The 21,452-nt window shown below is 56.3% G+C and carries 18 protein-coding genes and 1 pseudogene; 9 read left to right on the forward strand and 10 right to left on the reverse strand.

All coding sequences use genetic code 11. From position 1 onward, the window contains the following. Window position 1: 1 nt before the first annotated feature. Entirely contained in the window at window positions 2–274 is a 273-nt protein-coding gene (locus OM794_RS08900) for a Trp family transcriptional regulator (protein WP_211596144.1), read from the reverse strand. 96 nt (window positions 275–370) lie between these two features. Between OM794_RS08900 and OM794_RS08905 the strand changes: the two genes are divergently transcribed. Further along, the gene (locus tag OM794_RS08905; RefSeq protein ID WP_226249579.1) at window positions 371–2,257 is read left to right on the forward strand and encodes a monovalent cation:proton antiporter-2 (CPA2) family protein; all 1,887 of its coding nucleotides are present in this window, start codon (window positions 371–373) and stop codon (window positions 2,255–2,257) included. 2 nt (window positions 2,258–2,259) lie between these two features. Here the strand turns inward: OM794_RS08905 and OM794_RS08910 are convergent, their stop codons facing one another. The 9 genes from OM794_RS08910 to OM794_RS08950 form a co-directional block, all read right to left on the reverse strand. Next, on the reverse strand, window positions 2,260–2,823 hold the full coding sequence (locus OM794_RS08910) for a hypothetical protein (protein ID WP_211596139.1): 564 nt from the start codon (window positions 2,821–2,823) through the stop codon (window positions 2,260–2,262). 79 nt (window positions 2,824–2,902) lie between these two features. Then, window positions 2,903–3,727, reverse strand: a complete 825-nt coding sequence (locus OM794_RS08915) for a class I SAM-dependent methyltransferase (RefSeq protein ID WP_226249578.1) — start codon at window positions 3,725–3,727, stop codon at window positions 2,903–2,905. Between the two features lie 3 nt (window positions 3,728–3,730). Next, complete coding sequence (locus OM794_RS08920) at window positions 3,731–5,434, reverse strand: AMP-binding protein (protein ID WP_226249577.1); 1,704 nt, start codon at window positions 5,432–5,434, stop codon at window positions 3,731–3,733. A gap of 58 nt (window positions 5,435–5,492) precedes the next feature. After that, entirely contained in the window at window positions 5,493–6,401 is a 909-nt protein-coding gene (locus OM794_RS08925; protein WP_226249576.1) for a hydroxymethylglutaryl-CoA lyase, read from the reverse strand. Window positions 6,402–6,413: 12 nt separating this feature from the next. Continuing rightward, window positions 6,414–8,477: an acetyl/propionyl/methylcrotonyl-CoA carboxylase subunit alpha gene (locus OM794_RS08930; RefSeq protein ID WP_226249575.1), complete on the reverse strand. Its 2,064-nt coding sequence runs from the start codon at window positions 8,475–8,477 to the stop codon at window positions 6,414–6,416. Then, complete coding sequence (locus OM794_RS08935; RefSeq protein WP_226249574.1) at window positions 8,474–9,298, reverse strand: enoyl-CoA hydratase/isomerase family protein; 825 nt, start codon at window positions 9,296–9,298, stop codon at window positions 8,474–8,476. Before OM794_RS08935 ends, OM794_RS08930 begins: the two co-directional genes overlap by 4 nt. Before the next feature lie 12 nt (window positions 9,299–9,310). Further along, window positions 9,311–10,918 (reverse strand): carboxyl transferase domain-containing protein, encoded by a 1,608-nt coding sequence (locus tag OM794_RS08940; protein ID WP_226249573.1) that lies wholly within the window; start codon window positions 10,916–10,918, stop codon window positions 9,311–9,313. Between the two features lie 11 nt (window positions 10,919–10,929). Further along, complete coding sequence (locus tag OM794_RS08945) at window positions 10,930–12,099, reverse strand: isovaleryl-CoA dehydrogenase (RefSeq protein ID WP_226249572.1); 1,170 nt, start codon at window positions 12,097–12,099, stop codon at window positions 10,930–10,932. Window positions 12,100–12,195: 96 nt separating this feature from the next. Continuing rightward, entirely contained in the window at window positions 12,196–12,663 is a 468-nt protein-coding gene (locus OM794_RS08950; protein WP_226249571.1) for a MerR family transcriptional regulator, read from the reverse strand. Window positions 12,664–13,027: 364 nt separating this feature from the next. Here OM794_RS08950 and OM794_RS08955 point away from each other — a divergent pair, with 364 nt between their 5' ends. The 8 genes and pseudogenes from OM794_RS08955 to mmsB all read left to right on the forward strand — a co-directional run bounded on the left by OM794_RS08955 (window position 13,028) and on the right by mmsB (window position 21,433). Continuing rightward, on the forward strand, window positions 13,028–13,834 hold the full coding sequence (locus OM794_RS08955) for an ABC transporter ATP-binding protein (RefSeq protein ID WP_226249570.1): 807 nt from the start codon (window positions 13,028–13,030) through the stop codon (window positions 13,832–13,834). Beyond that, entirely contained in the window at window positions 13,831–14,574 is a 744-nt protein-coding gene (locus OM794_RS08960) for an ABC transporter ATP-binding protein (protein WP_226249569.1), read from the forward strand. The genes OM794_RS08955 and OM794_RS08960 overlap by 4 nt, the downstream gene beginning before the upstream one ends. Window positions 14,575–14,719: 145 nt before the next feature. Beyond that, window positions 14,720–15,943, forward strand: a complete 1,224-nt coding sequence (locus OM794_RS08965) for an ABC transporter substrate-binding protein (protein ID WP_226249568.1) — start codon at window positions 14,720–14,722, stop codon at window positions 15,941–15,943. 101 nt (window positions 15,944–16,044) lie between these two features. Further along, a complete protein-coding gene (locus OM794_RS08970) occupies window positions 16,045–16,932 on the forward strand; it encodes a branched-chain amino acid ABC transporter permease (RefSeq protein ID WP_226249567.1) in 888 nt (295 codons plus the stop codon). A 2-nt stretch (window positions 16,933–16,934) separates the two neighbouring features. Continuing rightward, a pseudogene (locus OM794_RS08975) lies at window positions 16,935–17,926 on the forward strand (branched-chain amino acid ABC transporter permease). Between the two features lie 252 nt (window positions 17,927–18,178). Next, complete coding sequence (locus tag OM794_RS08980; protein WP_226249565.1) at window positions 18,179–19,333, forward strand: acyl-CoA dehydrogenase family protein; 1,155 nt, start codon at window positions 18,179–18,181, stop codon at window positions 19,331–19,333. 53 nt (window positions 19,334–19,386) lie between these two features. Continuing rightward, entirely contained in the window at window positions 19,387–20,502 is a 1,116-nt protein-coding gene (locus OM794_RS08985) for an enoyl-CoA hydratase/isomerase family protein (RefSeq protein ID WP_226249564.1), read from the forward strand. A 37-nt stretch (window positions 20,503–20,539) separates the two neighbouring features. Beyond that, window positions 20,540–21,433 (forward strand): 3-hydroxyisobutyrate dehydrogenase, encoded by an 894-nt coding sequence (gene mmsB / locus OM794_RS08990; protein WP_226249563.1) that lies wholly within the window; start codon window positions 20,540–20,542, stop codon window positions 21,431–21,433. Window positions 21,434–21,452: the final 19 nt, after the last annotated feature.

A 21,452-nucleotide genomic window follows, 5' to 3' on the forward strand; every position in this document is an offset into this window, starting at 1 on the left:
ATCAATCAGTCCGTGAAGAAGGGCTTGAAGAGGGTAGCGTGGTAAGCGCGCGGGAACCCCGCGAAACCGTAGCGATACCCACGCCCAGGGTTTCGGCAATTTTGCGGTGGGGCACCCCTTCGCGCAGCAGCTTAAAAATTTGTAGGCGTTTACTGATTTCTTGATACTCTGCAGGCGTTAGCAGGCTCGCCAGCGCTGCGTCCATTGCTTTAGGTGAGTCAATAGCGAGCAAATGGCGAATGAGCTCAGCCTGGTAGTGTTCGTCTGTTGTCATGTCTGCCACCAGGTAACCTGTAATGTACTAGCGTACTAGTACGCTACCTGATTGCTCAGGGAAGTCAAGCAGAGCGTTCAATTTTGAGGAGTCACGATGACCGGCTATTTTATTCAAGCCTTTATTTACCTTGTCGCCGCGGTGATCGCGGTACCACTAGCCAAGCGTTTTGGTCTGGGGTCTGTGCTGGGATATCTGGTTGCTGGGGTCGTGATTGGCCCGATTCTGGGGCTGGTGGGGCAGGAGACCACCACCATTCAGCACTTTGCCGAGTTCGGCGTGGTGATGATGCTATTTTTGGTGGGCATGGAGCTTGATCCCAAGGGGCTGTGGGCCATGCGGGTTCGGCTGATTGGCCTGGGCGGGCTTCAGGTCGTGCTAACCGCAGCGGCAGGTAGCGCTATCGGCTGGTGGCTGGGGCTCGTTTGGCAGACGGCACTAGCAGTGGGGCTGATTTTCGCGCTCTCCTCTACGGCGATTGTGCTGCAAACACTCAATGAGAAGGGGCTGGCCAAAACCGAAGGTGGGCGCAGCGCTTTTTCGGTGCTGCTGTTCCAGGATATTGCGGTGATCCCAATGCTGGCGTTGATTCCGCTGCTGGCGCTGCCGGAATTAATGGGCGCGGGCGGCGATGACGGCCATGCCAGCTTAAGCCTGGTAGCCCACTTGCCCGGCTGGGCGCACGCTTTAGTGGTCGTGGGGGCCATCGTTAGTGTCATCGCCGGCGGCTACTATTTGATGCCGCTGTTGTTTCGCTATGTGATTGGCTCTGGCCTGCGCGAGGTGTTTACCGCTATGGCGCTGATGCTGGTGATTGGCATCGCCGCTTTGATGAGTGTGGTCAATTTATCTCCTGCCCTAGGTGCTTTCCTGGCCGGGGTGGTGCTCGCCAACAGTGAATTTAAGCACGAGCTGGAAGCCAATATTGAGCCCTTCAAAGGACTACTACTGGGGTTGTTCTTTATTACCGTAGGGGCGGGCATCAACTTCTCGGTGTTAGCAGCGGAGTGGGGCACGGTGTTATCGCTAGGCGTGGCGGTTATCGTTGTTAAAGGTGTGATTCTGCTGGGCTTGGCGCTGCTATTTCGAGTGCATGGTAGCAACGGATGGCTATTCACTTTAAGCCTTGCTCAAGCCGGTGAATTCGGCTTTGTGCTGCTGACCTACAGCGTTCAAAACAACGTGATTCCTACCGATATCTCCCAGATTCTCTCACTGGTGGTGGCGCTATCAATGTTCTTAACGCCGTTGCTATTTATTGCCTATGACCGGCTGGTGCTACCGCGCTACCTTATCGCTAAAAACGATGATCGCGAAGCCGATGCTATTGAGGAGCAGGCACCGGTTATCGTTGCGGGGGTAGGGCGGTTTGGACAAATTATCTGTCGCTTGCTGCGCGCCAATAATATCCCCATCGTGGCGCTGGATCTCGAGATCGAGCAGATCGAGAACCTGCGCAAAATTAACATCAAGAGCTACTTTGGCGATGCCAGCCGCTCCGACTTGCTAGAGACTGCAGGGATTGAGCACGCTAGATTACTGGTTATCGCGTTAGACGATCGTGAGCGTGCTGTTCAGATGGTTAAGCATGTGAAGCATGCCTACCCCCAAGTGTGGGTGCTGGCCCGCGCCTTCGACCGTGGTCACGGCTATCAGTTGCGTGATGCGGGCGCAGATGACGTGATCAGTGAAACCTACCACTCAGCGCTGGAGCTGGGTGGTCACGCGCTGACGGCCATGGGCGTGCACCCCATGCGAGCGAAGCAGATGACCTGGGCCTTTGTACAAAACGAAGATGCCCACGAGGATGAATTGTTTGAAGCCTGGAAAGAGATCGAAGAGGGCATCAGCTTCAGCCCCCGCTACGGTGAGCTATTTATGAAACTGGAGGAGTCATTGAATAGCGCCATGCAGCAGGATTGGCCCGAGCCGCAACGGGAAGATGTGCCGATCTGGACACCGCCAAACCATAACCGCGAGTGAGCTTAAAACGGCAGATGTAAGGAGGCGCTTAGCATATTGAGGTGGTTGAGGGTGGGAGCGTCGATGCGTTCGTACTCTAGCCGGCTGACGAGTCGGTTAATCGTCATGGTGGCGCCGAAGCCCTGCAGCAATGCTGTACCGCTTTCATCGGCGCCTTCCAGATCACTTTCACCACGCCATTCTGTGATACCGGACTTCGCATAGATGCTGAAAGCACCCATGCGAACTCCGGCAACAATGGCGCCTCCCAAACTGAGTGTATCCATGATGAGGGGGTTAACACCGGAGGAAGTGGAGATCTCTTCGCTTTCCCGGTAGGCAATTTCAGCGCCAATATCGAGTTGCGGGAGCCGCCAGGGGCTGTAGCCTGCGGTGACTCGAAAACCGCTGGTATAATTATCAAGGCTTTGAAGGTCGCTACCTTCTAAGATAACGCCGTTATCCAGCTGCATAAGTTCGCTATTGGGAGCGGTATACGCCATGACCGGCGGGGCGTCGTCGGCGTAGCTGCTAAACCAGGGAACTGAGCAGCAGAGCAGGGTGCTTGCCAAGCGTTTGATTGGCATTTCTCATATACCTATCGTTTCATACCCAACTATTGCCGCATACCCATGGGTAGGGAGGAAAAAGCTATTGCTCTTCAGATTAGCAACTGGCTTTGATTTCCACCACTTTAATTGCGCCTTGAGCCAGATTATCGACTAAATTTTTACCCATTGTCAGAAAGCGGTCGCCAAATACCCACTGGGGTGACAGCACGGCTTGTCGTGGCGTCTGCTCTTTTTGCCGTTGGTGCTGGCGCCACGCCAAGGCCATTTCACTCCAGTCGTCCACGTGTTCAAGTTGAAAGCCGCCGGTTTCAAGCAGCCGAGTCAGCTCAGACAGGTTAAGTAAATGGGAGTGCTCGGAATTAGCTGCCCACGGAACCGGGTAGCGAAGCTGCGCCACGTTGGGGCCGCTGACCACTTCATGCATAGCTAACTGCCCACCAGGGCGCAGAACGCGACGACTCTCTGCGATGACCCTGGTAGCGTCGGGCATGTTTAACAGACTATGTTGAAACAGTACGGCGTCAAAGCTGTTATCAGCAAACGGCAGGGCGCTGGCACTACCCGTTACCCAGGTGAGTGGTGGTGTGGAAAGCTGTTTTACCCTTGAGCTCAACGCTCTGTTCAGTGCACTGAAGCCATGGGTGATATCCAGCCCGGTCAGCTGAAAGCCCAGTGACGCTCCCTGCCGCATCAAACCGCCCAGCCCCGCGCCAATATCCAGCACCTGCCGATGAGTGGTCGGATTGAGTAAGTTTAGCAAGCGAGTGGAGGCCGCCACGCCGCCAATATGCAGCTGGTCCAAGGGGGCCAGTTGATGCAGCGTGGGGCCAGCGGGGTAGTGAGCATCTATTTGCGCCAGCACCTCATCAGCGTGCAGGCCACGCTGATAGTGATCCGCTAACGGATTGGAAGCCGTCATCGCTTATAACTCTTGATCCAAACCCAGCTCTTGGATGGAAATTTCGCGCATCTTGAATTTCTGGATTTTGCCGGTGACGGTCATCGGGAATTCGTCCACGAACTTGAAGTAGCGCGGGATCTTGAAGTGGGTGATCTTGCCCTTGCAGTACTCGCGCAGCTCTTCGCCGGTTACTTCGCCCGCGGTGCTGTTGAGTTTCACCCAGGCAATCAGCTCTTCACCATACTTCTTATCCGGCACACCGGTGACCTGCACCTCAGAAATCGCCGGGTGAGCGTAAAGAAACTCTTCGATTTCCTTGGGATAGACGTTTTCACCGCCGCGAATCACCATATCTTTAATACGGCCCACGATCTGGATGTAGCCCTCCTCATCCATGGTGGCCAGGTCGCCGGTGTGCATCCAGCCCGCTTCATCGATAGCTTCAGCGGTGGCCTTATCGTTGTTCCAGTACTTCAGCATCACGCTGTAGCCGCGGGTACACAGCTCGCCGATTTCTCCCCGGGGCAGAATGCCGCCGTTGCCAGGGTCAACAATTTTGTTCTCTAAGTGAGGCTGGGTGCGGCCCACGGTGGATACGCGTTTTTCAATGCTGTCGTTGGCGCCGGTTTGAGTGGATACCGGGCTGGTTTCGGTCATGCCGTAGGCGATCTGCACGCCCTTCATATTCATCTTGTTGATGACCTGCTTCATGATCTCCGCGGGGCAGATCGAGCCTGCCATAATGCCTGTGCGCAGTGAAGAGAGGTCGGTGCTGGGAAAGTCAGGGTGATCCAGTTCGGCAATGAACATGGTCGGCACGCCATATAGCGCGGTGGCTTTCTGTTCATGTACCGCCTTGAGCACTTTGCCTGGGTCGAAGCCCTCGTCCGGGTAGATCATGGTGGCGCCGTGGGTCATACAGCCCAGGTTGCCCATCACCATGCCAAAGCAGTGGTAGAGCGGCACCGGAATCACCAGGCGGTCTTCGCTGGTAAACCCCATGCTTTCCGCCACAAAAAAGCCGTTGTTGAGAATATTGTGGTGGGAGAGTGTGGCTCCTTTGGGAAAGCCGGTGGTGCCGGAGGTGTACTGGATATTGATGGCGTCGTCGAACTGCAGCGTGGCCTGTAGGTCGTCAACGTCGGTTTGGCTAACCTTGCTGGCTTCTTGCATTAGGTCAGACCAGCGCCACATGCCGCTGAGTTTCTCGCTACTTAAATTAATTATGCACTCAAGATCAGGCAGCTTTTGCGACTTAAGCTCCCCTACAGCGCAGCTGTTGAGTTCCGGGGCCAGCTCAAACAGCATGGCGCTGTAGTCGGAGCTTTTGAAGCTGTTGGCGGTGACCAGAAAACGGGCTCCGGATTGATTCAGCGCGTACTCCAACTCATGAGTGCGGTAGGAGGGGTTAATGTTGACCAGAATGGCGCCAATTTTGGCGGTGGCGAATTGAGTTAACGTCCATTCGCTGCAGTTGGGCGCCCAGATGGCCACACGGTCGCCCTTGTTAACCCCAATGGAGAGCAGGGCGCGGGCACAGCGGTTAACCTCTTCCTGAAGCTGGCGATAGCTCCAGTGGATATTCTGATGCAGCACAATGAGCGCATCGTTATCGGCATATTGGGTGGCGATTTGGTCGAATTTGTCGCCAATGGTCATGCCCAGCAGGGGCTTGTCTGCCATGCTGCTGGAGTAGCTGGGTAGGGTAAGAGCAGGTGATGCCATGGGTAATTCTCCGATGTCTTTTTCTTATCTAAACGGGAAGTCAGGCGGCGTTTAATTATTATTGGTTGAGAGCGCCTTTCGCCAGAGCGACTTTGGAGCTGGGCCTGCGGCCTAGTTCTTGGGTGATCCAGTAGCCGGTATCGATCACTGCCTGCAGGTCGATACCCGTTTCAATGCCTAGCCCTTCAAGCAGGTAGAGCACGTCTTCAGTGGCTACGTTGCCGGAGGCGCCCTTGGCATAGGGGCAGCCGCCGAGACCTGCTGTTGCCGCATCAATCACGCTGACGCCTTCCTCCATCACCGCATACAGGTTGGCCAGCGCCATGCCGTAGGTGTCATGGAAATGGGCGGCCAGGAACTCTATCGGCACCTGCCGCTGAACGGCTTCAATCATGCGCTTGGCGGCCAGCGGTGTGCCGACGCCGATGGTGTCGCCGAGTGACACCTCGTAGCAGCCCATCTCATAAAGCGCCTTGGCCACCTCGGCTACTTTGCTGGGGTCAATCTCGCCTTCGTAGGGGCAGCCCAATACGCAGGAGACGTAGCCGCGCACACGTACGCCCGCATCCCGAGCATGATCGAGCACTGGTTCAAAACGGGTCAGTGACTCGGCAATAGAGCAGTTGATATTTTTCTGCGAGAAGGCTTCTGAAGCAGCACCAAAGACCGCCACCTCTTCAACGCCAACCGTTAGGGCGTTTTCCAGTCCTTTCAGGTTGGGGGTTAGTGCGGAGTAGACCACGCCAGGCTTGTGCTTGATACCCGCCATCACCTCAAGCGCATCACCCATTTGCGGCACCCACTTGGGCGACACAAAACTGGCCGCTTCAATGTGCGCGATACCCGCGTTGGCAAGCCGCTCGACTAGGGCAATTTTAGTCGCGGTAGGCACGATGGCCCCCGGCTCATTCTGCAGGCCGTCCCGGGGAGCCATCTCAAACAGCTTTACAGAGGTAGGCAGTGGCATAAGCGTGAACTCCTATTCGTTGGCCGCAAAGTCGAGTAAAACGGCGCCCTGGCTGACCGTGTCACCTGCCTGGAAGTGGAAGGTTTCCACGCTGCCATCGGCGGGGGCGGTCATGGTGTGCTCCATCTTCATGGCTTCCATGACCATCAGTGGCATGCCTTTTTCGACAACAGCGCCAGGTTCTACCAGAAGCGCAACCACCGTGCCATTCATGGGCGCCGTTAGCGTAGACTCCGCTTCATGATGGCCATGATCTATGGCATCAATGCGCCGCCAGAACAGGCGGGTTTCACCGCTTGGGTCGGCCATCACCACTACATGGCCGTCGCGCCTCGCCTGCAGGCGGCGGCGGTGGCCATTCAAGGTAACCGCTACCGCATCGCCGGTGAGCGACTGCAAACTCGCGGTAAGGGTTTCATCACCAATAGTGAGATTCCACAGTGATTCGCCAGGGCTGCGTTTACCTTCGACGATCACTACCGCTTCATCGCTATCCGGCGCTTGCGCACTTGCCGGGTCACACAGCGCAATGCGAATAGTGTGGGGGGCATTCAGGCGGAAGCCGTCGTGGCGATCCCAGGGGGAGTCGCTTTCGCACTCCTGGGCGAGTTGATTCAGGCCAATCAGCGCGGCGCTGGCGTAGGCCTCCATGCCATAGGTGCGCGGTGCGAACAGGGTGGCTTCGTTACGCTCAATAAAGCGCGTATCCAGCTCGACATTTTTAAAGCCAGGGTGAGTCGCCAGGCGCATTAAGAAGGCGCGGTTAGTGACGACCCCCTGTACGTCCAGCGCCGCCAGAGCACGGTTAAGGGTGGCCAGCGCCGCATCCCGGTCAGCGCCGTGCACAATCAGTTTGGCGAGCATGGGGTCGTAGTGCATCGACACCGCATCGCCGCTCTCCACACCGCTGTCCAGGCGTACCTGGTCAGCGCTCAAGCCAGCGCCTGCTAGATCCAGCGCAAAGCGTGTGAGCAGGCCGGTGGCGGGTAGGAAATCCTGATCTGGGTCTTCGGCGTAGATGCGCGCTTCAAAGCTATGGCCGGTAATGGTTAGCTCGTCTTGGCTGCAAGGCAGCGGTTCGCCCATGGCCACGCGCAACTGCCACTCCACCAAGTCCTGACCGGTGATCATTTCGGTAACCGGGTGCTCAACCTGAAGACGGGTGTTCATTTCCATAAAGTAGAACGAACCGTCAATGTCTAAAAGGAACTCGACGGTGCCTGCGCCCACGTAGCCGATCTCCTGGGCAGCGCGCACCGCGGCATCGCCCATGGCGCTGCGCAGCTCCGCCGTCATGCCGGGGGCGGGGGCTTCTTCGATCACTTTTTGATGGCGGCGCTGAACGCTACAGTCCCGCTCGAACAGGTAAACGCCGTTGCCGTGACGGTCGCAGAACACTTGCACTTCCACATGGCGTGGCTGCACCAGGTACTTCTCGATCAGCATCCGGTCATCGCCAAAAGCGGCTTTGGATTCACGGCGGCAGCCATCTAACGCCGCCTGAAAACCATCGCCGCTTTCCACTACGCGCATGCCTTTACCCCCGCCACCCGCGCTGGCTTTGAGCATTACTGGGTAGCCGATCTTGTCAGCCTCGGCGCGCAGCAGCGCGTCGTTTTGGTCATCACCGTGGTAGCCAGGCACCAGCGGTACGCCAGCATTGGCCATACGTGCTTTAGCAGCAGATTTATCACCCATGGCGGCAATCGCCGAGGCGGGCGGGCCAACAAAGGTAATACCGGCTTCTTCAAGGGCCTTAACGAAGCTGCCGTTCTCAGAGAGAAAACCGTAGCCCGGGTGAATAGCGCCGGTGCCGGTACGCTTGGCGGCGTCGATGACGGCATCAATATTCAGATAGCTTTCGCGCGCGGCGGCAGGGCCTAAGCGCACGGCCTCGTCGGCTTCACGTACATGGCGGGCGCTGGCATCGGCGTCGGAGTAGACTGCGATGGTTTTGAGCCCCATGCGGCGTGCAGTGCGCATGACTCGGCAGGCGATTTCACCGCGGTTGGCGACCAGCAAGGTGTCAAAAGGGGTCGTGCGAGCGGCGTTTTCAGTTACTGATGTGTAGCTCATGAGCGACGCTCCGAAGCGTGGGGTGTGTTATTAGAATCAGCCCAGACGGGGCGGCGCTTTTCAAAAAAGCTGGATAAACCCTCTTGCCCTTCCTGGCTTACCCGCAGCTTGGCGATCACCTGGCAGGTATGCTCTCGGGTGGCGTCACTGTCAGGTGCTTGAGCCACCGTGGCCATTAAGGCTTTGGTGGCGCGCTGGGCCTGGGGTGAACCTGCCTGCAGGGTGGTAAGCATGTCGTCGACCGCGCTATCCAGCGCATCGTGTTCCACCACTTGGTGGACTAATCCGAAGGCTAGCGCCATTTCCGCGTCTATTACCTCGGCGGTTAGCGCATAGCGGCGCATTTGCCGCTCGCCAAGGGCACGCTGAACGTAAGGGCTGATGACGGCGGGTGAAAGACCAATCTTGACTTCCGACAAGCAGAATTTGGCTTTCCCTGAGGCGATCACCACATCGCAGCAGGCCGCCAAGCCGACCGCGCCGCCAAAGGCGGCGCCTTGCACACGGCAGACGGTAGGGCAGGGCAGCGTATCCAGGCCGTGCATGAGCGCGGCGAGCTTGCGGGAATCGGCGAGGTTATCCTCCAGATCGTAATCGACCATGCGCTTCATCCAGTTCAGATCGGCACCCGCAGAGAAGCTTTTACCTTCAGACCCCAGCACTACTACGCGCACCTCACCCGCTTCAGCAAGGGTGTGCAACTGGTCGAGGTGTTCATTCAGTTCGGCGATCAAACTGTCGTCAAAAGCGTTATGCACCTCGGGGCGGTTTAAGGTCAGGCGCGCTACACCCTCTTCAATAATCAGTGTTGAGTAAGCCATGGTGATTGCCCCTTACATCCGGAACACGCCGAAGCGTGTCTCTTCGACTTCTGCGTTCATCGCGGCAGCCAGAGAGAGCCCCAGCACATCGCGGGTTTGCAGCGGATCAATGACGCCGTCATCCCACAAGCGGGCGCTGGCGTAGTAGGGGTGGCCCTGATGCTCATACTGTTCCCGTGTGGGCTGCTTGAAGGCTTCTTCTTCCTCTTTACTCCACTCGCGGCCTTCGCGCTCGTGCTGCTCGCGCTTCACCTGGGCCAGTACGCCCGCTGCCTGTTCGCCGCCCATCACTGAAATGCGCGCGTTGGGCCACATAAACAGCAGGTGGGGGTCATAGGCGCGGCCACACATACCGTAGTTGCCGGCGCCGAAGCTACCGCCAATCAGGACGGTGTATTTGGGCACCTTGGCGCAGGCCACGGCGGTGACCAGCTTGGCGCCATGCTTGGCAATACCTTCGTGTTCGTACTTGGAACCGACCATAAAGCCGGTAATGTTCTGTAGGAAGATCAGCGGAATCTTGCGCTGGGCGCAGAGCTCGATAAAGTGCGCACCTTTTACGGCGCTCTCAGAAAAGAGCACGCCGTTGTTGGCCACAATGCCGACTGGATAGCCGTGAATATGCGCAAAGCCGGTCACCAGGGTATCACCGTAGTAGCGTTTGAATTCGTCAAAATCGGAGTCGTCGACAATGCGGCCAATCACTTCACGGACGTCGTAGGGCTTTTTCAGGTCGGTGCCGACAATACCGTAGAGCTCAGCAGGGTCGAGCTTGGGCGGCTTGGGCGCCTGCATGGCGAGCTTGCCGCGCTTTTGCCAGTTCAGGCGCGACACGCAGTCGCGGGCCAGCTGTAGTGCGTGGGCATCGTTTTCCGCATAGTGGTCGGCGACACCGCTCACTTTGGCGTGCACATCAGCGCCGCCCAGGTCTTCGGCGCTAATGCTTTCACCGGTGGCGGCTTTCACCAAGGGCGGGCCACCCAGGAAAATCGTGCCCTGCTCTTTAACGATAATCGACTCATCCGCCATGGCGGGTACGTAAGCGCCGCCCGCGGTGCAGGAGCCCATGACCACGGCAATTTGCGGAATACCTTCGGCGGACATGGTTGCCTGGTTATAGAAGATGCGCCCAAAGTGGTCGCGGTCGGGGAAGACTTCATCCTGGCGGGGCAGGAAGGCGCCGCCGGAGTCAACTAAATAGATACACGGCAGGCGATGCTTGCGGGCGATCTCCTGGGCGCGTATGTGCTTTTTCACCGTCAGCGGAAAGTAGGTGCCGCCTTTTACCGTGGCGTCGTTAGCGACAATCACACACTCCACGCCGGACACCCGACCAATGCCGGTTACTACGCCCGCGGCGGGAATCTCGCTGTCGTAAATTTTATGGGCTGCCAGGGCAGAAAACTCTAAAAACGGCGAGCCTTCATCTATCAAGTGATCAATGCGGTCACGCACAAACAGTTTGCCGCGGCTTTCATGGCGCTCGCGGGCTTTGGAGCCGCCACCTTGAGCGACGGCGGCGGTCAACTCACGCAGTTTGTTCACTTCACCCAGCATGGAGGCTTCGTTGGCTTGAAACACATCGCTGCGCGGATTGATCTGGCTATTCACAGTGCTCATGGCGCGGCCTTTTATTTGGTTTCAGTAAACAGTTCACGGCCAATCAACATCCGGCGAATTTCGCTGGTACCTGCGCCGATTTCATACAGCTTGGCGTCACGCAGCAAGCGCCCGGTGGGGTATTCGTTGATATAGCCGTTGCCGCCAAGCAACTGAATGGAGTCCAGCGCGACTTGCGTCGCTTTTTCCGCGCAGTAAAGGATCACCCCAGCGGCATCTTTGCGCGAGGTCTGGCCGCGGTCGCAGGCACCGGCAACGGCATATAAATAGGCGCGGCAGGCGTTCAGGGTGGTGTACATATCCGCCACTTTGCCCTGCACCAGCTGGAACTCACCAATCGACTGGTTGAACTGTTTACGCTCATGGATGTAGGGCATCACCACATCCATGGCGGCCTGCATAATGCCAATGGGGCCTGCTGCCAGCACGGTGCGCTCGTAATCCAGGCCGCTCATGAGTACGCGAACGCCTTTACCTTCTGCGCCGAGAATATTTTCAGCGGGAACGGCGCAATCCTGGAACACCAGCTCGCAGGTGTTGGAGCCGCGCATGCCCAACTTGTCGAGTTTCTGGGCGGTGGAGAAGCCGGGCATGCCTTTTTCGATAATAAAGGCAGTGATGCCTTTGGAGCCGGCGTCTGGATCCGTTTTCGCATAGACCACCAGCACATCCGCATCCGGGCCGTTGGTGATCCACATTTTATTGCCGTTAAGGATGTAGTGATCGCCACTCTGCTTGGCCCGCAGCTGCATCGAGACCACATCGGAACCCGCGCCGGGTTCGGACATGGCAAGCGCCCCCACGTGGTCGCCACTGATCAGCTTGGGCAGGTACTTGGCTTTTTGTTCAGCAGTGGCGTTAATCTTGATCTGGTTGACGCACAGGTTGGAGTGGGCGCCGTAAGAGAGCGCTACCGACGCGCTGGCCCGAGAGATCTCCTCCATGGCGATACAGTGGGCAAGATAACCCATGCCGCTGCCGCCATCCTCTTCAGGCACGGTAATCCCTAACAGCCCCATATCGCCAAACTTCTTCCACAAATCGTTGGGGAACTCGTTGTTGCGATCGATCTCGGCAGCGCGGGGGGCAATCTCGCTGGCCGCAAAGGCGTTGACCTGCTCACGCAGCATGTTCAGCTCATCGTCGAGGCCAAAATTAAGTTCTGAGTAGTGTGAAAACATGGTCAATCACCTGTTGCTAATTTATTGGTGTTTGCAAACTATGCTGGCTAGCTGTATCGGCGAGTCGAATGGCGTATTAGATGACCGGGCGCCGAGTCAGTGCATAGTGGCGGAAGAGGAGGAGGCGGTTTTCTCGGAAGTACTCGTTCGCTCATCTTCGGTTTGTGTTTCGTGTGGCCCTTTTTCATTTAGCTCTTCTAACGCCTGGCGGCAGCGAATTTCGGCACTTTCAAGTTCTAACTGAACCATGGTGATGTCTTTCATCTGCTGGTCGAGAGCCGCCTTGCGCTCGGCTATTTTGCTGAGCATTAAATGCAGCTGCTTTTTACTGCCGCTGCGAGTTTCATCCCATAACTCGAATAGCTCGCGAATTTCGGCCAATGAAAATCCCAGCCGCTTGCCACGAATGGTGAGCTTGAGCCGAACCCGATCTTTACTGCTGTAAACCCGGGTCTGCCCGCGGCGTGTGGGATGAAGCAGTTCTTGATCTTCATAGAAGCGAATGCTTCGGGTAGTTAAATCAAATTCGCTGGCCAGTTCACTAATCGAGTAAGTTTTGCTCATGGTGACGTTCTCTCAAAAAGGCATGTTGTTAACAATAATTCTTAAAGCTTGTTCCTACGATATGCCTTCTATGGAACACTGCCACTGAGGCTAAAACAAGTTTACGTTAACGTAAAGCAATAACTGCTAGCAGTTGAAAAGCGTTGAAATAATATAAGCTATTGATATTTATAGTTTGAAGTTGGTTGTTGATACAACAAAATATCGCCGATAGACCAAAGTTGTAATTGTATTGCCATAGCGAGAGTTGCTAGTTTGCACATACACCTTACGTTCAGGTAAGGCAGTGGCGGCCGTCACTGCCTTACCTGAAAAGATTCAGCAAAACGATTCAGCACAAAAACAATAAGAGGCTTATCACTCTATGGGTGCAAACGATGTCCTTCAGGGACCTGTCCTCGAAACCCGAGGGCTGACCAAAGAGTTTCGCGGCTTTACTGCCGTGGACGACGTCAATCTTCAGGTGCAGGAAGGGCACATACACGCGCTGATAGGGCCTAATGGCGCTGGTAAAACCACAGTATTTAATCTGCTGACCAAATTTTTACCGCCTACCCGCGGCGACATTTTGTATCGTGGCAAGTCGATCACCAGTAAAAAATCCAACGAAATTGCTCAGTTAGGCTTGGTGCGCTCATTTCAGATCTCTGCGGTGTTTGCTCACATGACGGCACTTGAGAATGTGCGGGTTGCCCTACAGCGAAAACTGGGTACCTCGTTTCATTTCTGGAAATCTGAGAAATCCCTGGATCACCTTAATGAGCGCGCCCTTGAGCTACTGGAAGAAGTGGGGCTACGGGAGTACGCCGATACCTTAACGGTAGAGATGCCCTATGGGCGCAAGCGAGCGCTTGAGCTAGCCACCACCTTGGCGCTCGATCCCACCATGATGCTGCTCGATGAACCTACTCAGGGCATGGGGGCGGAAGACGTTGACCGTATCGTGGCGTTGATTAAGCGCGTCTCCCAGGGGCGCACTGTATTAATGGTGGAGCATAACTTAAGCGTCGTTAGCCGCCTGTGTGATCGCATCACCGTGTTGGCGCGAGGCGCTGTTCTGGCCGAGGGCGATTACGATGCTGTTTCCCGGAACCCTCTGGTGCGTGAGGCCTATATGGGCAGCGACGCCGCGGAAGAGGATGGTTCTGAAAAAGAGGGTGCTGCTGTATGAACATCGCTGAGGCCGAAGCGCCTGTTGAGAACACGCAAAGCTTGGAAATGTTGCGTGTGCAGGATCTACACGCCTTTTATGGCGAGTCGCATATCCTGCACGGCGTCAATTTTGATGTGAAGCGTGGCGAGCTGGTGACGCTGCTGGGGCGCAACGGCGCCGGGCGTAGCACCACGCTCAAGTCGATCATGAACATGGTGGGGCGCCGCACCGGCTCTATCGTGATCAACGGTAATGAAACGCTGCATATGAAGCCGCACCATATTCCACGGTTAGGCATCGGTTACTGCCCTGAGGAGCGCGGCATTTTTGCCAGCTTAGACGTGCATGAGAACCTGCTGCTCCCGCCTACCGTACGTTCCGGCGGTATGAGCCTGGACGAAATCTACGCCATGTTTCCGAACCTCTATGAGCGGCGTCGAAGCCAGGGCACGCGACTTTCCGGTGGCGAGCAGCAGATGCTGGCTATGGCGCGCATTCTGCGTACAGGTGCTCGCATGCTGCTACTCGATGAAATTACCGAAGGGCTTGCCCCAGTCATTGTACAGAAACTTGCCGAGGTGCTGGTTCAGCTAAAAGAGCGCGGGATGACCATTGTGCTCGTAGAGCAAAACTTTCGCTTCGCGGCGCCGCTGGCGGATCGCCACTTCGTGATGGATCACGGGCAGATTGTCGAAGAAATTAGCGCCGCGCAGCTGCCATCGCGGCGGGAACATCTCAACTCAATGCTAGGGGTATAGCGCACCATTAGACGTACCTGACGACACACTCGCTGTCCATAAGAACAATAATTGCATCATTTACTTGGTAGATCGTTACACAACCGCTCAAGCACACCATAACCGCTATATCACAACAACAAGGCCCCAGGGCCAGGAGACGAACATGACCTTTATGAAAAAAACGCTGGCTGCCAGCATCGCCGTGGCGGCAGCTTCAAGCCTCGCTGTGTCCACTGCTCAGGCAGATATGAGTGATGGTGAAGTCCGTATTGGTTACCTCGCCGATATGTCTGGCACTTATCGCGACCTCGCAGGCCCAGGCGGTTTGACCGCCATGGAGATGGCGGTGGCCGATTTTGGTGGCAGCGTCAATGGCGCCCCCATCGTTATTTCCAGTGCTGACGATCGCAACAGCGCAGACGTAGGGGCTAATACCGTGCGTGGTTGGATCGATCAGGATAACGTCGATATGGTGGGCGGCTTGGTAGCGTCTTCTGTGTCTATTGCGGTAACCAAAGTGCTTGAAGAGAACAACGGCCTGGGCATCGTTTCCGGCTCGGCGGCGTCTAGCATTACCAACGAGCACTGCACCCCTAACCATATTCACTGGGTGTACGACACCTATCCGCTTGCTAATGGTACTGCCAAGGCCGTTGTAGAGCAGGGCGGCGATACGTGGTTTATGCTGACCGCTGACTACGCCTTTGGTCATGCCCTGGAAGCCGATGTAACTAAAGTAGTGGAAGAGAGCGGCGGTGAAATTGTCGGCGGCGTTCGTCATCCATTCCCCACAAGCGACTTCTCTTCGTACATCCTTCAAGCGCAGGGCTCCGGTGCGAAAATTATTGGCTTGGCCAACGCCGGTGCTGATACCGTTAACGCGATCACTACGGCCAGTCAGTTTGGACTGACGCAATCCGGGCAACAGCTTGCCGGTCTATTGATTTTCTTGAATGACGTGCACGCCCTTGGCCTGGAAGCCACCCAGAACCTGTTACTAACCACCGGTTGGTACTGGGACATGGATGAGCAGTCCCGCGAATGGGCACAGCGCTACTTTGATGAAGTGGGCCGCATGCCGACCATGGTTCAGGCGGGCATCTACTCCAGTACCATGCACTACCTGAAAGCCGTTGAAGCCGCGGGCACCGACGACCCAGAAACCGTGCGCGCGCAAATGGCCGAAATGCCCATTGAGGACTTCTTTGCCCGTAATGGTACCATTCGTGAAGATGGCCGCATGATCCACGATATGTACCTGGCCCAGGTAAAAACCCCCGAAGAGTCTACCGGTGAGTGGGATCTTTACGAAATCCTCAGCACCATTCCCGCCGAAGAAGCCTACCGCCCGCTGTCTGAAAGCCAGTGCAAATTGGTGCAGAACTGATTTCCAGGCAGCGCCTGGATCAGATAGCAATCGCAAGTGACGTGTAGAGCCAGTTGGCGGCAAGTGGCCGCCAACTGCTCTACGGCGAGGAGAGTCGCGTTATGACGATGATATTCGGCGTGCCAATGGCCGTCTTTATGGGGCAGCTAACGCTGGGCCTTGTGAATGGCGCCTTCTACGCACTGCTCAGCCTGGGCCTGGCGGTCATCTTCGGCCTGTTGAAGATCGTCAACTTTGCCCACGGGGCGCAATACATGCTGGGGGCCTTCGCCGCGCTGTTAGGCTTTCGTTATTTGGGTATTAATTACTGGCTGGCGCTGCTATTAGTGCCGCTGGTGGTGGGTGCCTTTGGTGTGCTGCTTGAGCGTTTTTTGCTGCGCAGAATCGCTCACTTGGATCACCTTTATGGGCTGCTGCTAACCTTTGGTTTAGCACTGATTTTTGAGGGTACGCTGGTCAACTTCTTCGGTGTTTCCGGGGCACGCTACGCAACACCAGAAATTCTGCAGGGTGGTTTGAACCTTGGCTTTATGTTCCTACCTACCTATCGCGCCTGGGTGCTGGTAGCAGCGCTGACGATGTGCCTGTTTACCTGGTTCATGATCGAGCGTACGCGGTTGGGTGCTTACCTTCGCGCGGGGACTGAAAACTCGCAGTTGATGCAGGCGTTTGGCGTTAATGTGCCGCTGTTGATCACGCTTACCTATGGCTTTGGCGTTGGCTTGGCCGCGTTTGCCGGTGTGTTGGCTGCGCCGCTCTATCCGGTTTCGCCGACCATGGGGTCGAGCCTGTTGATCGTAGTTTTTGCCGTGGTGGTGATCGGCGGTATGGGCTCGATTTTAGGCGCTATTATTACCGGTCTCTCCATGGGGGTTATCGAAGGGCTGACCAAAGTCTATTACCCCGAGGCGTCCAATACGGTGATCTTTCTCGTCATGATCCTCGTGCTCATGTTGCGCCCTGCAGGGCTGTTCGGTAAGGAGGCATAAGCATGGTGGAATCTCAAACAATAGCGGCACCATCCGCCGTACTGGAGCGTCAGAAGCGGGCTAAGTTTCGCCGCAATATGTTCTATGTGGCGCTAATTGTCGTTGGGTTGCTGGCACCATTCTTAGCCTACCCCGTATTCTTAATGAAAGTGCTCTGTTTTGCGCTGTTTGCCTGCGCCTTTAATCTGCTGCTTGGCTATGCGGGGCTACTCTCTTTTGGTCATGCGGCATTTCTGGCCACCGGTGCTACGTAACCGGCTACCTGTTGGCAAGCTACCCTGGGTTAACCCCAGAGCTGGGCATTATTGCAGGCACTTTGCTGGCAACCGTGTTGGGTGCGCTATTTGGGCTGCTCTCCATTCGTCGCCAGGGTATCTATTTCGCCATGGTAACGCTGGCGCTGGCGCAGTTGATGTTCTTTGTTTACATCCAGGCGCCCTTTACCGGCGGAGAAGATGGGCTGCATGGCGTGCCCCGTGGCGAGCTGTTTGGGGTGATCAGTCTGCGCAGCAATCTGGCGATGTACTACTTCGTCTTCGTGATCTTCCTGTTTGGCTACGCTCTGATTCAGCGCACGGTGCACTCGCCGTTTGGTCAAGTGCTAAAAGCCATTCGTGAAAATGAGCCCCGGGCAATATCGCTGGGTTACAACACTGACGCCTATAAGCTTGTGGCGTTTGTAATCTCCGCGGGTTTGGCGGGCCTGGCGGGCTCGACCAAAACCGTGGTGTTCCAGCTGGCTTCGCTGACCGATGCGCACTGGCATATGTCCGGCGAGGTGATCTTGATGACCCTGCTAGGCGGTGTGGGAACTCTGCTTGGGCCCTTGATGGGGGCAGGCATAGTAGTCAGCCTGCAGCACATCTTAGCGCAGTCGCCGCTGGGCAATTGGGTTAGCGTGATTCTCGGGATTATCTTTGTGGTCTGTGTACTTAGCTTCCGCAGCGGAATCATCGGTGAGCTGGATAAAATGTACCGCAAAAACTTTAAGTAGCCGTTTGTAATAGCGGTTTTAAAGAGTTGGTTTTAAGAGCGACTGCTCTGTGCCGTACTCACTGATTCTTCCCGTTGGGTGCCGTTTGGCACCCTTTTTTTATCCAAGCCATTTAGGTTCTAGCCTTTTGGGTCTAAGCCTAAGGTCGCAAGCGCTGGTATGTTGCTTGTGGTCTGGTAAATAGATAAGTTAACGTAAACGTCAATTATAACGACAACACCCTGTGTGCTCGCACATTAGCGGAGATACGCCATGAATTTTGAGCTCAATGAAGACCAGGTCGCCTTTGCCGATATGGCGCGGGCCTTTGCCCAAAACGAGCTGGAGCCCCACGCCGCCGAGTGGGATCAGACCTCGTTTTTCCCTGTCGATGTGATTCGCAAAGCGGGCGAGTTGGGCTTCTGCTCCCTTTATGCCCCCGAGAGCGTGGGCGGGTTAGGCCTTTCACGTCTGGATGCCAGCATCATTTTCGAACAGCTCTCCATGGGTTGCACCTCTACCACCGCTTATCTAACCATTCACAATATGGTGACCTGGATGCTGGCGGATTTCGGTAAGCCGGAAGCGGTCGAGCAGTGGGGCGCAAGGCTGGCCACGGGGGAATTGCTGGGTTCTTACTGTTTAACCGAGCCTAACTCAGGCTCCGACGCCGCCTCGCTGAAAACCACCGCCAAGCGCGATGGCGATCACTACGTGCTGACTGGCAGTAAGATGTTTATTTCCGGCGCCGGTAGCACCGACTTTCTGGTGGTCATGGCGCGCACTGGCGGTGAGGGCGCCAGCGGCGTTTCGGCGTTTGCGGTCGATGCCAAGAGTGACGGCATTAGCTATGGGCGCAAGGAAGAGAAAATGGGCTGGAACAGCCAGCCAACCCGCATGATCACTTTTGAGGACGTTCGGGTGCCCGCCAATCATCTGCTCGGCAATGAAGGCGACGGTTTTAAAATCGCCATGAAGGGCCTCGACGGCGGGCGTATCAATATTGCTACCTGCTCTATCGGCACCGCCCAGCAGGCGATCAACAAAGCGCGGGAGTATATGCTGGAGCGCAAACAGTTCGGTAAGCGCTTAGCCGAGTTCCAGGCGCTGCAGTTCCGCTTGGCCGATATGGTCACCGAGCTGGTGGCCGCCCGGCAGCTGGTGCGCATGGCTGCTACCAAGCTGGACGCTGGCCACGCCGATGCGCCGACCTACTGCGCCATGGCCAAACGCTTCGCTACCGATGTGGGTTTCAAGGTATGCGACGAAGCGCTTCAGCTTTACGGCGGCAACGGCTATATCAAGGAGTACCCCATGGAGCGCTACGTGCGCGATACCCGGGTACACCGGATTCTTGAAGGCACCAACGAAATCATGCGGCTGATCATCTCCCGTCGGGTGCTGGCAGATGGCGCCACCGAGCTGTAAATGACGATGAATAAGATAACGGTGGAAACGATAGCGACGGATAAGGAATGCCAATGAGCAGCGTACTGTTTACTGAACACGCCACCCAAGACGGTCACGTGATTGCTGAGGTTAAGCTCAACGCCGAGCGCTCGCTGAACGCGTTAACGCTTGAGATGTGTGAAGAGATGTTGCCGCGCCTTCGCAACTGGGCCACTGACGAGCGGGTAGTGGCGGTGCTGCTGGACAGCGCTGGCGAAAAAGCGTTTTGTGCCGGTGGCGACGTGGTGAATCTATATAAAACGATTACCGGCGAGGGCGACCCCAGCTTCCCCGAGCGCTTTTTCGAGACCGAGTATCGGCTCGATTTTCTACTCCATACCTACCCCAAACCGGTGATCTGCTGGGGCAATGGTATTGTGATGGGCGGCGGCATGGGGCTGTTAAGCGCCAGTAGCCACCGTGTCGTGACCGAGACCTCGCGTTTGGCCATGCCGGAAGTCACCATTGGGCTTTACCCTGATGTTGGCGCCAGCTGGTTTTTAAACCGGCTTCCCAACGGCGCAGGGCGCTTTCTAGCCATGACCGGCTGCCAGATCAATGCGCCAGATGCTGTACATCTAGGCTTGGCTGACCGCTGTATCGCCAGCCACCACCGTGATGCCATGCTGCAGCAACTGACCGACGCACATTGGGGAGCCGGTGAGAATACCGATGCCAACGGGGTGGTTAACCGCATCATGCGTGAGCTTGAGCAAACATCCCAGCCTGTATTTGCTGAGATGGAAGCGCCCGTATACCAGCACTCACCGCTGATTCGCGAGTTGATGGATCACGACAGCGTGGAGCAAATTGTCGCCGCCATTACGGCAGTAAAAAGCGACAATAAATGGTTTGTCAAAGCCCAGCAAACGCTGGCCCACGGTAGCCCTGTCTCTGTTAAATTGATTGATGAGCAGCTAAAGCGCGCCAAGCATATGTCGCTGTCAGAGGTGTTCCAATCCGAAATGTCGCTCTCGGTGCAGTGCTGCCGCCACCGTGAGTTCCCCGAGGGTGTGCGCGCGCTGCTTGTCGATAAAGACGGGCAACCGAACTGGACGTATCCAGATGTGGCCTCGGTAGAGGAGAGCTTTATCAACGAGCTACTATCTTCCGCATGGTCGCAAAATCCGCTGGCGGATCTACGCTAATATAATCTTCCCATTACCGGCTAATAAGGATAATAAAATGAACACCATCGCATTTATCGGCCTGGGCAATATGGGTGGCCCCATGGCTGCCAACCTAGTAAAAGCAGGCTTTGACGTGCGCGCCTTTGATCTTTCTCAAGAGGCGCAAGAGACCGCCAAAGCGAATGGCTGTGAAGTGGCTTTCTCGGCCCAGGAAGCTGCCACCGATGCCGACTTTATCATTTCAATGCTGCCCGCCGGAAAGCATGTACGCGGGCTATATATTGAAGACGATGCGCCGCTGTTTGAAGTGATCAAACGTGGAGCGCTGGTCATCGACTGCTCTACCATTGATGGTGCCACTGCCCGAGGTGTTGCTGAAGAGGGCGAGAAGCTGGGTATCGGCTTTGTGGATGCGCCGGTTTCCGGTGGCGTGGGCGGTGCGCAAGCGGGTACCTTGACCTTTATTGTGGGCGGCAGCGAGGTCGAGTTCAGGCTGGCCAAGCCGGTACTGGAAGCCATGGGAAAAAACATCTTCCACGCCGGAGATCACGGCGCAGGGCAGGTGGCCAAAGCCTGCAACAACATGCTGCTCTCTATCCTGATGGCGGGCACCTGCGAAGCGCTCAATATGGGCGTCAAGAACGGCCTGGATCCCGCGGTGCTTTCAGAAATCATGAAGCAGAGCTCCGGTGGTAACTGGGCGCTCAATGTTTACAACCCCTACCCAGGCGTCATGGAAAACGCACCGGCCTCCAATAACTACCAGGGCGGTTTTCAGGTCGACCTGATGATCAAAGACTTAGGCCTCGCCATGGATGTCAGTCAGCAAAGCGCCTCCGCAGTCCCCATGGGCTCCGCCGCCCGCTCACTGTTCACCCTGCATAAAGCCAAAGGCAACGGTAAACTCGACTTCTCAAGCCTGATGCAGTTCTATCAGGATAAAGAGTGAGGGTAAGGCGTGAGGTGTG

Source organism: Halomonas sp. BDJS001, from assembly GCF_026104355.1.
In the GTDB taxonomy this organism is placed as follows: Bacteria; Pseudomonadota; Gammaproteobacteria; order Pseudomonadales; family Halomonadaceae; genus Vreelandella.